Source organism: Myxacorys almedinensis A (assembly GCF_010091945.1).
GTDB classification, from domain to species: Bacteria; Cyanobacteriota; Cyanobacteriia; order Leptolyngbyales; family Leptolyngbyaceae; genus Myxacorys; species Myxacorys almedinensis.
This window is the reverse complement of sequence record NZ_WVIE01000020.1, coordinates 1-14,731: the sequence shown is the minus strand read 5'-3', so window position 1 is coordinate 14,731 and position 14,731 is coordinate 1. Positions and strand designations below refer to the sequence as shown.

10 protein-coding genes are annotated in these 14,731 nt (G+C 51.7%); 9 read left to right on the top strand and 1 reads right to left on the bottom strand.

What is annotated here, in order from left to right:
• Positions 1 to 166: 166 nt before the first annotated feature.
• The 5 genes from GS601_RS16190 to glcD all read left to right on the top strand — a co-directional run bounded on the left by GS601_RS16190 (position 167) and on the right by glcD (position 8,356).
• A complete protein-coding gene (locus GS601_RS16190) occupies positions 167 to 2,842 on the top strand; it encodes an efflux RND transporter permease subunit (RefSeq protein ID WP_162424330.1) in 2,676 nt (891 codons plus the stop codon).
• 10 nt (positions 2,843 to 2,852) lie between these two features.
• Positions 2,853 to 3,842 carry a hopanoid-associated sugar epimerase gene (hpnA, locus tag GS601_RS16185; protein ID WP_162424329.1) on the top strand — a complete coding sequence of 330 codons (990 nt, stop codon included), beginning with the start codon at positions 2,853 to 2,855 and terminating at the stop codon, positions 3,840 to 3,842.
• On the top strand, positions 3,839 to 5,002 hold the full coding sequence (gene hpnH / locus GS601_RS16180; protein ID WP_238393307.1) for an adenosyl-hopene transferase HpnH: 1,164 nt from the start codon (positions 3,839 to 3,841) through the stop codon (positions 5,000 to 5,002). The genes hpnA and hpnH overlap by 4 nt, the downstream gene beginning before the upstream one ends.
• A gap of 21 nt (positions 5,003 to 5,023) precedes the next feature.
• The gene (locus GS601_RS16175; protein ID WP_162424328.1) at positions 5,024 to 6,667 is read left to right on the top strand and encodes an ArnT family glycosyltransferase; all 1,644 of its coding nucleotides are present in this window, start codon (positions 5,024 to 5,026) and stop codon (positions 6,665 to 6,667) included.
• A 177-nt stretch (positions 6,668 to 6,844) separates the two neighbouring features.
• A complete protein-coding gene (gene glcD / locus GS601_RS16170; RefSeq protein WP_338017058.1) occupies positions 6,845 to 8,356 on the top strand; it encodes a glycolate oxidase subunit GlcD in 1,512 nt (503 codons plus the stop codon).
• Between the two features lie 7 nt (positions 8,357 to 8,363).
• On the opposite strand, the gene GS601_RS16165 is transcribed toward glcD, so the two are convergent.
• A complete protein-coding gene (locus GS601_RS16165) occupies positions 8,364 to 8,642 on the bottom strand; it encodes a hypothetical protein (RefSeq protein WP_162424327.1) in 279 nt (92 codons plus the stop codon).
• Between the two features lie 125 nt (positions 8,643 to 8,767).
• Here GS601_RS16165 and GS601_RS16160 point away from each other — a divergent pair, with 125 nt between their 5' ends.
• The 4 genes from GS601_RS16160 (at position 8,768) to GS601_RS16145 (ending at position 14,624) form a co-directional block, all read left to right on the top strand.
• On the top strand, positions 8,768 to 10,240 hold the full coding sequence (locus tag GS601_RS16160; protein WP_162424326.1) for a beta-barrel domain-containing protein: 1,473 nt from the start codon (positions 8,768 to 8,770) through the stop codon (positions 10,238 to 10,240).
• A gap of 367 nt (positions 10,241 to 10,607) precedes the next feature.
• Entirely contained in the window at positions 10,608 to 11,996 is a 1,389-nt protein-coding gene (gene rimO, locus GS601_RS16155) for a 30S ribosomal protein S12 methylthiotransferase RimO (RefSeq protein ID WP_338017057.1), read from the top strand.
• Positions 11,997 to 12,305: 309 nt separating this feature from the next.
• The gene (locus GS601_RS16150) at positions 12,306 to 13,745 is read left to right on the top strand and encodes a DEAD/DEAH box helicase (protein ID WP_162424325.1); all 1,440 of its coding nucleotides are present in this window, start codon (positions 12,306 to 12,308) and stop codon (positions 13,743 to 13,745) included.
• Positions 13,746 to 13,838: 93 nt separating this feature from the next.
• Complete coding sequence (locus GS601_RS16145) at positions 13,839 to 14,624, top strand: 3'-5' exonuclease (protein ID WP_162424324.1); 786 nt, start codon at positions 13,839 to 13,841, stop codon at positions 14,622 to 14,624.
• Positions 14,625 to 14,731 lie beyond the last annotated feature (107 nt).

Genomic DNA, 14,731 nt, shown 5'->3' with positions numbered 1-14,731 from the left:
GAAAGGCAGGTCATTTCAAGCATTCGATCATTCAGCAAATCCTCAGCGTCTATTTTCTCTCGTCTCAGAGAATCGAGCTAGAAAGATCAGATGTTCCTGATATACAAGGTTAAGAATAGAGCGTTAGGATAACCAATATTGTTTGTGTTCGAGAGTGAATAGAGCCATGCAGCAGCCCCCTCAAAAGCCAAAATTTCGGGAATTTTTCAATATTTCTCGTCTTGCGATCGCATTTCCAAAGCTGACGATCGGCTTTTGGCTAGCCGTCACGGTTGCTGGAATTATGGCATTTAGCTCTCTCAAGTATGCGCTGTTTCCAGACATTGCCTTTCCGGTGGTAGTCGTCAATGCCCAAGCCCAAACTCAGACAGCGACAGCGACAGAACAAACCCTAACCCAACCGATCGAACAGGCACTGCGATCGCTCCCCAACGTAGACAATGTTCGCTCGTCGTCCTATCCGGGTCAGTCGGCGGTGAGCCTTTCGTTTCGAGTGGGCACAGCGCTAGAAGCATCTAGCCGCGCTGTAGAAACGGCGATGCAGTCGGTATCGTTACCGCAAGGCTCTACCTTTAGAGTGATTCCGCTCAACCTCAACGAGTCCGCCGCTGTCAGCTATGCGATCCTTTGGAGCTTGGCAAAGCCAATCGACAGTTCATCTCGCTCCTTGAGTGACCTATCCAAACTGGCAAACGAACAGATTGTGCCTGAGATCGCAGCCCTTCCTGGCGTTCTCAATGTCAATCTTTTGGGCGAACCTGCCGCCCCGGCTGATCCGTCCTCAATTCCCACTGCTGCTCCTGCTGTGGGCACATTGGTGAGGTTTAACGGCAACGACGCCCTCTCGTTTCAGGTGGTCAAACGCGGCAGTGCCAACACTTTGGAGGTTGTCGAGGCGGTCAACCAAGAAGTAGCTCGACTGCAAAGCACCCTGCCCGATGTGCAGCTTTCCTTGGCGGCAACTCAGGCAGACTATATTCGCAATGCCACAACCTCAACGATCGAGGCGTTGGTTGAAGCGATCGCGCTTGCGATTATTGTCATCTTTCCATTCTTGCGAAATTGGAAAGCGACCTTTATTTCGGCAATTTCAATTCCCATTTCATTGCTCGGAACGTTCATTGCAATGGCGTTCTTTGAATTTAACTTAGAGACCATCACCCTATTGGCGTTGGCATTGGTGGTGGGCAACGTCGTTGATGATGCGATCGTTGAAGTTGAAAATATTAGTCGCCACATTGAAAACGGCGAAACGCCCAAACAAGCGGCGCTTCATGCCACCGATGAAATTGGCTTAGCCGTTACCGCTACCACGTTTACAAACGTTGCCGTGTTTTTGCCGATCGGCTTGATGGGCGGCGTTGTCGGGCAATTTTTCAAGCCGTTTGGGATTACCGTAACAGCATCCATGGTGACTTCCCTTTTGGTGGCAAGAACCCTGGTTCCAGTGCTATCGCTCTACTTGCTCAAGCGGCAACCCGAACAGTCTGCCCCGCGTGTTGGGCGGGTTTGGTCCTATTTTGATGAGGCATATCGCACGTTGTTACGCTGGTCGCTGCGCCATCGCTGGATCGTCGTGGGCATCGCGATTCTTAGCCTCGTGGGTGGACTTGCGATCGTACCGTTCATTCCCCAAGGGTTTATCCCAAAGCTCGATCGGGGAGAATTTAATGTTCGCTATACTGCCCCCCTGCCCCAAATTCCCTCCCGTGAGGCTCTAGCTGCCGATCCCAGCTTGCTGGCTCAGATTAATCCGCTCCAAGATTCGCTGGCAGTGGCAAAACAGCTAGAAGATGCGGTTAGAAAAGCACCCGGGGTTGAGACCATTTTTACAACCGTTGGATCGCGTGAAGGTGAGCCGAATAAAGGCTTGCTGTACGTGAAATTAAGCGACGATCGCCCCATCCCAACCGCTCAAGTTCAAGATCAACTGCGGGCAGCCCTGCCTCAAATTGCCGGAGGCTCAACCAGCGTTGAAGATATTCCGTTTGTGGAAGTAGGGAGCCAGAAACCCCTACAAGCGTCCATTCGTGGCAATGATCTCACTACCCTGACCACCGCCGCCACAGCCTTAAAGAACAAAGTTCAAACGTTGCCAGGATTTGTTGATGTCACCCTGAGCGGCAGCACCATTACCAACAACACGATTCAGCAGATCGATCGCCGGGATGGAGAACGAGCCGTCGAGATCAGCGCTAACCTTGGCGAAGATCTTCCGTTAGGAGATGCCACGGAACAACTGGTAGAGGCATCAAAAGGCATTTTGCCACCAGGTGTAACGCTAAACTTGGGAGGCGATTCGGCAACCAGTAGCCAGATCTTTAGCAGTTTTGGGACAACGTTAGCCCTCTCGACGCTGTGCATTATTGTGGCGTTGGTAGCGCTGTTTCAGAACATTCTCGATCCATTAGTGATTGCGTTGTCGTTGCCATTGGCGCTGATTGGAGCAATGTTAGCGCTTTTGTTTACTCGAAGCGATTTTGGTATGGTTTCGCTGATCGGATTTGTATTTCTTCTAGGGTTGGCGAACAAGAATGCAATTTTGATTGTGGACTACATTAGCCAATTGCGACGAGACGGACTCGATCGCAGCGCGGCTATTCTCAAAGCCGGTCCGATTCGTCTGCGTCCGATTCTGATGACGACAGCCTCTACGATTTTGGGCATGGCTCCACTGGCGCTAAAGTTTGGCGCAGGGGCAGAACTGCGATCGCCGATGGCAGTAGCAATCTCTGGGGGACTCATCACCTCTACATTGCTCACTCTGTTTGTGATTCCCGTCGTTTACACCCTACTTGATGATCTCAAACCCAAAAAATTGAACCGGACGACGAACCCGTGATTTAACTCTTATGAAAGCATTTGTCACAGGCGGCACCGGATTTGTGGGCGCAAACTTAGTCCGGTTGCTGCTGCAACAGGGTCATAGCGTCCGAGCACTCGTGCGACCGAGTAGCGCGTTAGATAACTTACAAGGATTGGATCTTGAGCTTGTCAACGGGAATTTGACTGATCCAAATTTGGTGCGATCGCTCGTTGGATGCGATGCTCTGTTTCACGTCGCCGCTCACTACTCCCTGTGGCAACGCGATCAGAGCGTCCTCTACCGCAGCAACGTGATCGGCACTCGCAATATCTTAGCTGCCGCCAAACAAGCCGGAATAGGGCGGACGGTTTACACCAGTTCTGTCGCGGCGATCGGGGTTGATCCGTCTGGTCAGCCTGCCAGTGAGCTTTATCAGTCCCCTGTCGAAAAATTAGTCGGCGCGTACAAACAATCGAAATACTGGGCAGAACAAGAAGCGATCAAGACTGCCAACGCTGGACAAGACATTGTGATCGTCAATCCAAGTACGCCGATCGGGGCGTGGGATATTAAACCTACCCCAACCGGAGAGATGATTCTGCGATTTCTCCAACGTCGGATGCCTGCTTATGTGGAAACCGGACTCAATTTTATTCACGTTGAGGATGTGGCGTGGGGGCATCTTCTGGCGTGGGAAAAAGGGATCTCTGGAGAACGTTACATTTTAGGCAATCAAAACCTGTCACTGAAACAATTCCTCGATTCTCTCAGTCAACTGACTGGGCTACCCGCACCCGTGCGATCGCTACCTGCCTGGATTCCCCTCAGCGTCGCCTGGATCGATGAAAAAGTGCTAACTCGGTTCGGCAAAGCCCCCTCTATCCCTATCGACGGAGTGAGGATGGCGCAGCACCCGATGTATTACGATGCAACAAAAGCGATCCGCGACCTTGGGTTACCCCAAACCCCTATCCCCACTGCTTTGAAAGATGCCGTAAACTGGTTTGTATCGAAAGGTTACGCAAAAACGGGATGATGGATGAAGGGCACCTGCGGCACCGCTTTGCCAAGAGAACTGAAGAGGGAACGGTGAACGGCAATGATCTTCAATCGCCCCTGGGCTTCTACATTCACTTCATCCCTCATCCCTACCCCCGTGAGGAGTCTCTAAAATTTATGGCTATTCAGTTACAGCAAGCAATTTCAGTGGGTTCTTATTTGGTCAAGCAGCGACTGTCAGGGCGCAAGAAATTTCCGCTCGTGCTGATGCTTGAGCCGTTGTTTCGCTGTAATCTCGCGTGCACAGGATGTGGCAAAATCCAGCACCCTGTCGAGATTCTCAAGCAAAATCTGACGCCCGAACAATGCTTTGCAGCAGTGGAAGAATGCGGTGCGCCCGTGGTGTCGATTCCGGGGGGCGAACCGTTGCTGCATCCTCAAATTGATGAGATTGTACGCGGTTTGGTGGCACGGAAGAAATTTGTCTACCTCTGCACCAACGGCATTTTGCTAGAAAAAAGCCTCGCCAAATTCCAGCCCTCGCCTTACCTCACCTTCAGCGTTCACCTCGATGGCATGCGGGAATGGCACGATAAATGTGTCGATCGCAAAGGCATTTTCGATACGGCGGTCAATGCGATCAAAGCCGCGAAGGCAAAAGGATTCCGCGTGACAACCAACACAACGATTTTTGAAGGTGCAAATGTTGAGGAGATGCAGCGATTCTTCGACTTTCTCAGCCGTGACTTGAAGATCGACGGAATGATGATTTCTCCGGGTTACAGCTACGATTGGGCACCGGATCAAGACCATTTCCTCCAGCGCGAACAAACGAAAGCGCTGTTCCGGGAACTTCTTGCGCCGTTTAAGGCAGGCAAGCGATCGTGGGTGTTTAACCACAATCCGCTATTTCTAGATTTTCTAACGGGGGACAAAGATTATGAATGCACGCCGTGGGGAAGCCCTAGTTATAGCGTTTTGGGATGGCAAAAGCCCTGTTATCTGCTAAATGAAGGGCATTACAAGACCTTCCGCGAACTGATTGACAACACCGATTGGAGCCAATACGGTCGTAAGAGCGGCAACCCGCAATGTGCAGACTGTATGGTACATTGCGGCTACGAACCCACGGCGGCGGTCGATGCGATGCAGCCAAGCAACATCGGGCGCTCGATCGGGGCGGTATTTGGCGGATAATCGCGAACTGAGGGGTGAGGAATGAATCACGATTGGAGCGGCAGGCGGAGTGATCTATCGAAACGACTCAAAACGCTCTTACCCTTCCTCCCTCCTCCCTCCTCCCTCCTGCCTTACTTCACATTACTCTTTTGGGTACTGCCGCTTGTTCTCGTCCGCAGCCCTCAACAGAGCCTGATGGCTCACGATGAAGGAATTTATGCGATGCAGGCGCGATCGCTGTTGCTGACCGGAGATTGGGTGACGCCGCAGTGGGGGGAGGGCTATAGCTTCGATCGCACGATTGGCATTCAGTGGCTGATTGCGGGCTGCTATTGGTTGTTTGGCACGAGTGAAGGGACAGCACGATTGTCCAGCGCGATCTCATGGATTCTCTCAGTCTTGCTGACTTACAGGATCGGCTGTTTTCTGCTCAACCCTCGCTTAGCATGGCTCGGAGCCGCAATCTTTAGTGTTATTCCTCTCGTGGTGCAGTACGGACGCCTCGCGACTCAAGACGCTGTTTTAGTCTTGATCGAACTGGTGGGAATTTGGGCGTTGCTCGAAGCGGGTGGAAACAAGCGCCCTTTTTGGTACATTCTGGCGGGTTCGACGTTTGGAGTGGGGTTTTTGATCAAAGGGTTTATGGTGATCCCCGCCGCGATCGCGCTCTTGCCCTACACGATTCGCCATCGCCATCTGCTCAATCCGTGGCTATATGGCGGATTAGCCCTGGGTGCCATTCCTCCCATCGGCTGGATGGTCGCGGCGGTTAGACAATATGGCAGCCTTGCGCCCTTAGAGCAACTGTTTGGGAAACTCTTTCACCTAGGTGGACAGACGTATCTAGGGGCAGGTCGATTTTATTATGTTTGGAATATCCCAGCCAACGGGTTTCCGTGGGTGTTTTTTGCGGTAGGTGGCGTCGGATTGGTGCTGCAAAATCACCGCTTTCGAGACTTAGTAAAATCCAATCAAGCAGGTTTGCTGTTAGTGGGCTATCCGCTCATTTTACTGGCTGAATTAACTTCATTCGGAACAAAAACCCACTACTACCCGCTTCAACTGATGCCGTTTGTGGGTCTGCTCGGCGCGATCGCACTAGATCATCTCGTTGGGCTACACCACATGGCTCACCCTCGCCGGTTTATCACAGGCTTGAATCTTCTGATCGGAGGCTTAGCCATCATCGTGCTAGCACTGGTGATCGGTGCTCAAACACCGCCCCTTCAAAATCGCTGGGGTAACCTAGCCGAGCGAGGCACCCTGATTGGAGTAATCGTGGGGTTGGGGTGGCTAGGAACGGCGATCAGCGGGCTTGTTCGCGCATCTCAGCAGTGGATGGCAGGCTTGCTCCTGACCTCGTGGCTTGCCTTAGCAACCATGAACCTGACCGGACTTTGGGGCAACTACAGCCCAAACCTGAAAACTGCCTTACAGCAACCGCAGGTGCAAGCCGTTTTGCGATCGCAACCCATTGATTTTGTGGTGGAGCCGGATGGGTTGAATCGCCGCGATCGTAAAACCTATCTCCTGCTCAATTTCTACACTCCAAACATCGGTGCATTTTCAACCCAGCGCCAAGACGCTTACGCGTGGATTGATCCAAACCTGGCAAAACTGCCCCATCCCAACGACGAAATCATGGCAACCGTTGAAGGCTGGCAACTGGTTGAGCGAAAATAGCGATTTGTCGTTAGAGAGCGAGGGAGTGCGGTACGGTAAGGTTATACCAAATTAATCTGTAAATGCTACAGACCTGCGATCTCCCCCAATCCTCCTGATTCAGGAGAGGAGCCGGAAAGTCCCTCCTTAATAAATAAGGGGGGATGCCGTAGGCAGAGGGGTCGAGGATCTGTCGCAGTGAACAATCAATTGGGTATTAGGGTTCTAAAGGGCAGATGTATGATCGCGCTAGAGACTGGGCAAGACTGGCAACCGATCGTCAAAGAATTTGAGGCGATCGTAGGCAAAAATGGCGTCGTTCGCAAACGAGAAGAATTACTGGTTTATGAATGTGATGGTCTGACTAGCTATCGAGAACGTCCTGCTGTCGTTGTTTTGCCGCGCACCACAGAAGACGTTGCGGCGATCGTCAAGGTGTGCGATCGCTATCGGGTTCCCTTCGTGGCGCGCGGATCGGGGACGGGCTTATCGGGGGGCGCATTGCCGATCGAAAATTGTGTTCTGATCGTCACCGCGCTGATGCGGCAGATTCTCAGCGTCGATCTGGAAAATCAGCGCGTTGTCGTTCAACCGGGGGTGATCAATAGCTGGGTTACCCAAGCGGTGAGCGGAGCCGGATTTTATTACGCACCTGATCCATCAAGTCAGATTATCTGTTCGGTGGGCGGCAATGTGGCAGAAAATTCGGGCGGGGTGCATTGCCTCAAATATGGCGTCACCACCAATCATGTGTTGGGGTTGAAAGTCGTGTTGCCCGATGGTGCGATCGTCGATCTAGGGGGCGACCTGCCGGAAATGCCTGGATATGATCTCACCGGCGTGTTTGTCGGCTCGGAAGGAACGCTTGGCATCGCCACAGAAATCACCCTCAAAATTCTCAAAACGCCCGAATCGATTCGCGTCCTACTCGCTGATTTCACCAGCATCGAAGCCGCAGGCGCAACCGTTTCAGACATCATCAGCGCCGGCATCATTCCGGGCGGCATGGAAATGATGGACAACATGAGCATCAATGCGGTGGAAGATGTGGTCAAAACCAATTGTTATCCTCGTGATGCAGAAGCTATTTTGTTGATCGAAGTAGACGGGCTAGAGGTTGAGGCAGAGGTCAATGCTCAGCGGGTGGCAGCGATTTGTCGGCAAAACGGGGCGCGCAACGTTGCGATCGCAACCGATCTTGAAGACCGCCTGACCCTCTGGAAAGGACGCAAAGCTGCCTTCGCGGCGATGGGCAAAATGAGTCCTGATTATTATGTGCAAGATGGGGTGATTCCTCGCACAAGCCTAGAGTATGTATTGCGAGAAATCGAAGCCTTGGGCGCAAAGCATGGGTACAAGGTAGCCAATGTGTTTCATGCCGGAGATGGAAATTTGCATCCCTTAATTTTGTACAACAATGCAGAACCCGGAGCTTTGGAAAAGGTAGAAGAACTAGGCGGCGAGATCCTGAAGCTCTGTGTCAAGGTGGGGGGCAGTATTTCTGGCGAACATGGCATCGGCGCAGACAAGCGCTGTTATATGCCTGAAATGTTTACGTCGGCGGATCTAGAAACTATGCAGTGGGTTCGACAAGCGTTTGATCCCCACGGCATTGCCAACCCCACGAAGATATTTCCAACGCCTCGGACGTGCGGCGAAGCAGCGCGATCGGCTCCGAGCCAAGCGATCGCAGGGGTGGATAGGTTTTAGAATACTGTTATTTAGGAGAATAATCAGGACATGCGATCGCAGTTTCTGATAGCGCATCCGTTGGTCGCACTGTACATTTAAGATTGTAATCACCCGTCAAAAACTCGCAGCTTGCACAGGGAATTTGATGCAGACGCTTAGCCTTTCTGATCGTCTCTCGAACGGAGGTATACCCACTCCAAACTAGCAGCAGCATAAATCCCCATGCCACAACAAAGCAGAGGGGCACTAAAAGCGGCTGAAGCGTATGAAGGATCACCCGGAGGAGGCTGAATAAATAGTCCATAAGTTCAGTGTGAAAAAGTAATTCAACTTGGGAAAACTGCGCCTTAATATTAATAGCGCTCTGCAAATTTACCTCCTAACTCAAGAGCGATCGCAACGCTTTTCAATGCTGTACCTCAGATAGACATGAAGATTTCCCTATCCTCTAACCCGGCTCAATCTCAGCAGGTCAAACAACGTCTTGCCAATCCAGAAGAGTCATTATCCTACGAACTCGGTAAGGCAGTTCAAGAGTTGCCACCTCTGTACACGCGGTTTCTAGCCGGAACAATCACTGCATTAGTTGTGGGCACGATCGCTTGGGCGCAGTTTAGCGAAGTTGATGAAGTTGCCAACGCCAATGGAAAGCTGATTCCATCTACAGAAGTTCGTCCGTTGCGGGCAACCAGTGCTGGATCAATCACTGATATTAAAGTCAAAGCGGGAGATATTGTTAAGAAAAACGATGTGCTAATCACCATCGATCCAGGCGCAGCCGAAACCAATGTTGAAAGCTTGACCAACGAAGCCAAAAAAATTCAGGAAGACATCGCCCGATTAGAGGCCGAAAACGCAGGACAAGCAACCGCCGGAGATACAGAGCAAAACCAACTGCAAGCCGCGCGGCAGCAAGAATTTTTAGGTCGGCAAGCAACAGCCGTGGCAGAAGCCAATCGCCAAGTCGCAACCGTGAGTGAAGCTCAAAGTCGGTTAGAGCGGTTTCAAGAAAACTTAACGGGCGGTTATGCCACGTTAAACAACGCAAAGTTGAGCAGGGTCGATGCAGAGAAAAGTTTAGCGATCGCACGAGAGCGAGAGCGCCGCCTCAGCAGTTTAGAAAACAGTGGTGCTGTGCCTCATCTAGAATTGCTTAACGCCAGACAACAGGTGGCGCAAGCCTCTCAGCAAGTTACAAGCGCTGCCAACCAGATCGCAGAGGCTGAAAACCAAATCATCACGCTGCAAAAAGAAATCGAGGCTCAGCGCGATCGCATTCAACAAGCACAGCAAGCCTATGAAGGCGCAAAAAGCACGGCTCAAGGGTTAGCACCTCAGCGCCAAGGCGAGATTTTGACTCAGCTAAAGCAACGCCGAGAAGAACTCACGAGAAAACTCGGCGAGATTGACGTTGCCAAAAAGCAGCAGAGCGATCGCGAAACCATCAAATCGCCATTCGATGGCACAATCTACAACGTCAAAGCCACACAAGGTTCGATCCAGCCAGGAGAAGATTTGCTCTCTGTCTCTCCAAGCGAGCAGAACTTGGTGCTAGAAGTCAAAGTCATGAATCGAGATATTGGCTTTATTCACCCTGGGCAGAAAGCCAAAGTGAAACTAGCGACGTTTCCCTATCAAGAGTTTGGCGTGATTGAAGGCGAAGTTTTGGATGTGAGTCCTGATGCTGTCGTCGAGAGAGACGAAAATGGGCGTGATCTGGGCCCGGTATTTCCTGCCAAAATCTTGTTGAGCAAAACAGTGATTCCCGTTCGGGGGCGAGAGGTAGAGTTGACGCCGGGCATGGCAGCAACGGCAGATATTGTCACGCGCAAGAAATCGATTTTGTCGTTCCTCATCGAACCTGTCACTCGCCGCTTTAGCGAAGCCTTCTCGGTTCGCTAGCGTCTCACCTGGGTTGCGATCGCCCATAGGTTGCCCACCCCTCTGGCAAAGCTACTGTTTAGGCAACCTGTGCGCTCATCATTTTGGTCTGCCGAAAGAACATGTTTGTGGCTATAATGGATTGCTGTGCCTGAAATTTGGGTTATTGATCGCTCTACTCGAAAAAACAGTTTAACAGAACGTAATAATTACAGATCTACGCTATGATAGGGGTCTAGTGTGACAGCGATTGCATCTGTCTGTATCCATTGACGCAAGATTTGATAAAAGATTGTGGAGATGGGGTGGTAAAGCGAGGGGTCAACCGTCGCGACAAGCCGTTTTTAGAGAACGCTTGCATTGTAATCGCCACGGCTTCTGACTCTGATTGACCTTACTTTACTTCCTCAGTTCTAACTACATGGGCAATAAGCCGACGATCGCGTTCTCTCATTTGGGATGCGAAAAAAATCGAATTGACACAGAACATATGCTTGGCTTGCTCGCCCAAGCCGGATACGCCGTTGATACCGATGAAGAAATCGCAGATTTTGTTATCGTTAACACCTGTAGCTTTATTCAAGCCGCGCGAGAAGAATCAGTTCGCACGCTGGTTGAGCTAGCAGAAGCCGATAAAAAGATTGTAATTACGGGCTGCATGGCGCAGCATTTTCAGGAACAGTTGCTCGACGAATTACCAGAAGCGGTTGCTCTTGTGGGAACAGGGGACTATCATAAAATTGTTGACGTGATTCAACGAGCCGAAGCAGGTGAGCGGGTGAGCGAAGTTTCGCCCGAACCGACCTACATCGCCAATGAGACGACTCCCCGGTATCGAACCACCGCCGAAGGGGTAGCCTACCTGAGAATTGCTGAAGGCTGCGATTATAGATGCGCGTTTTGTATTATTCCTCACCTGCGAGGAAAGCAACGATCGCGCTCGATCGAATCGATCGTCGCAGAAGCCAACCAGCTTGCCGCAGAAGGAGTTAAAGAGATTATCCTAATCTCTCAGATTACGACCAACTACGGGCTTGACCTCTACGGAGAGCCAAAGTTAGCCGAGCTTCTGCGGGCACTGGGCACCGTAGATGTTCCTTGGATTCGGATGCACTATGCCTATCCCACCGGTCTCACGCCAACCGTGATTCGGGCAATCCAAGAAACTTCAAACGTGCTGCCCTATTTAGACTTGCCGCTTCAACATTCTCATCCTGAGATTTTGAGAATGATGAATCGCCCCTGGCAAGGGCGCGTCAATGATGGCATCATTGAGCGGATTAAGACCGCGATTCCGAATGCAGTCTTGCGAACTACGCTGATTGTCGGATTTCCCGGTGAAACAGACGCGCACTTTACCCACTTACGACAGTTTGTGCAGCGTCATGAGTTTGATCATCTTGGCGTGTTTACGTTCTCTTCGGAGGAAGGAACCGCTGCGTATGATCTTAGCGATCACCTGCCCCAGCCTGTTATGGATGCGCGTCGGGATGCCCTGATGCAACTTCAGCAGCCGATTTCGCTCAAACGCAATCGGGCAGAGATTGGTAAAGTAGTGGACGTGTTGATTGAGCAAGAAAACCCAGCGACGGGTGAGCTAGTCGGGCGCTCTGCCCGCTCTTCTCCTGATGTAGATGGACTCGTTTACGTCCAGGGAGAAGCGTCGTTAGGCTCCCTTGTCCCAGTGGCGATCGTGGATGCCGACATCTACGATCTTTACGGTCGCGTTGCCACCGCCGCCGATTTGGTACAGCCCTCGCTGCTCACGGCTCGATAAGAGTTTTTTAGAGCGAATCGAGAACAGCCCCGTTTCCTTCGTTCACGATCCCCAAGGTTCGATTTCCCGCACACTTTTCAAGTCCACAGTTCACCGTTGGTGCGCCCTGAGTGGCAATTTCAGCAGAATTATGGGGGCTGACATGAGTCAGCCCGGCATTACCCCTGCTGGTTAGACGATAGATTTATGGCAGTATGCCAAGACCAGGCTAATGGTCGCTCTGCCAGAGGTTCTTTTACCGCACTCTATGTCTGACGTGTCCCGATTGCCCTGTTTGGCGCATGTCTTCACCTTTTACAGGAGATGTTAATGACCCTTTCATTTCAAAGCCTCGGATTATCTGAAACCCGCATTCAACAGTTAGAGCAGGTTGGTTTTACCGCTCCGACTGAGATTCAAGCACAAGCGATCCCCCATCTGTTGGCGGGGCGTGATGTGGTTGGGCAGGCGCAAACGGGAACAGGCAAGACGGCGGCATTCGCGCTCCCTATTTTGGAGCAAATTGATCCTACTGTGCAGGCAGTGCAAGCCCTAATTTTGACGCCGACGCGCGAGCTTGCCATGCAGGTTTGTCAAGCCATTCGTGAGTTTAACGAAGACCGCCGCATTAAGACAGTCACGATCTATGGCGGACAGTCCATCGAGCAGCAGATTTCTGGTCTGCGGCGCGGTGCTCAGATCGTGGTCGGAACCCCAGGACGGGTGATTGATCTGCTGTCTCGGGGCGCGCTCAAGCTTGACAAACTGACTTGGATGGTGCTTGACGAAGCAGATGAAATGCTGAATATGGGCTTTATTCAGGATGTGGAGAAGATTCTCAATCAGGCTCCGGCGGATCGCCAGACTGCCTTTTTCTCGGCGACTATGGAGCCGTCGATTCGTAAACTGGTCGCAAAGTTCTTGCGATCGCCGATTACGGTGACCGTAGAACAGACCAAAGCGGCCCCGAATCGGATTAATCAAGTTGCTTACTCTGTCCCTCGTGGATGGACGAAATCGCGCGCGCTGCTGCCCATTTTGGAACTTGAAGATCCTGAATCGGCGCTGATCTTTGTCCGCACTCGTCGGGCGGCGGCTGAACTGACTAGCTTGTTGCAAGAAGCGGGGCATAGTGCAGATGAGTACCACGGCGACTTAAGCCAAAGTCAGCGTGAGCGGCTGTTGCTTCGGTTCCGTCAGCAGCAGATTCGCTGGGTAGTTGCGACTGACATTGCGGCTCGGGGCATTCACGTTGATGACTTAACTCATGTGATTAATTATGATCTGCCCGATAGTGTTGAAAACTACGTTCACCGGATTGGGCGCACCGGGCGTGCGGGCAAGGAAGGAACAGCCATCTCACTGATCCACTCTATGGATCGCCGCAAGCTACGGGACATTGAGCATCATGTGCGTCAGCGCTTGGAGTTCAAATCCATTCCGACTCGTGCGGAAATTGAAGGTCGCTATTTAGAGAAGCTGCAAGGTCAGGTGCGCGAAGCCCTGTCGGGTGAGCGAATGGCGTCATTTTTGCCGATCGTCTCTCAGCTTTCCGAAGAGTATGAACCTCATACGATCGCGGCGGCAGCGTTGCAGATGATTTACGATAAGACTCGCCCAGCATGGCTGACGATGGGAAGTGACCCGGTTGAGGAAGAGTATACCCGCTCTGGTGTACCCAAGCCGAAGCCGGTCAAGCGAGGGGGCAGAGCGCCATCGGCTAACCCTGGCAACAAGCGTTCCTCTGCAAGAGCTACATCCTCGAAGTAGGGCGTAGCGTCTGATGGGTGATTCGCGACTTGAGATTAGAGTAATGTCTGATCCCAGGTTGCGAATTTCTGTTTTATGGTGAGAATTGAGAGTATGCCTGTTTTATCAACAGATTTGCTTGCGTATTATCGGGGCATGACTGGAAGAGCACTAACAGTGGTGGATCTTGAAACGACGGGACACAAGCCGCCGCGATCGCGGGCGATTGAGATTTCCGTGATTCAGGCAAGTTTGAAGGATGGCATTTTGCATCAGCAAACCAGCCTGATTAACCCTGGCGTGGATGTGCCGCCGATGATTACAAAATTTACGGGCATTGCTCAAGAAATGGTGGATACGGCTCCGCCAGCAGAAGAGGTCTGGCGGCAGTTTTTACCGTTGCTCAGTCAGGGCACGATTACAGCCCACAACATTACGTTTGACTATCCGTTTATTCAGGGCGAGTATAAGCGACTTGGGATTCCCTACGATCGCCCACAGTCTGAGCGGTTGTGTACGGTGATCCTTTCTCGATTGATGCTGTCTGAGTTGCCGTCGCGCAAACTGCCGGATTTGGTTCAGCATTTTCAATTTCCGGTGGAAGAATCTCACCGGGCAGAGGCAGATACGATCGCGTGTTGGCTGCTTGCAGAACGGCTATTAAAAGAAATTCATAACGAAGACGATGAAACGGTTTTAGCTCGATTTGGGGAGCAATTGTTACCGCTCAGTGAGGCGTCTAAATTTTTAGGCTGCTCGCAAAAAGTAGCGAATTCTCGGTTGATAGAAGCTGGATTTGAGCCTTTTGTTTCTCGCCGGAGCGGTGCCTGTTTGTTTCGACGAAGGGCAATCGAGCAGCTTTATTGGGAGAGCCATCAACTTTCAATACCAACTTCTTAGTAACGTTGCCCGTTATATTTCACTAATCTGACGTGAGTTCGACGGATTAAAAGATGGCAGGAGGGAGAGCAGGCAAGCCTTTTGGCTGCAAGTCGAGCGAGGGTAAC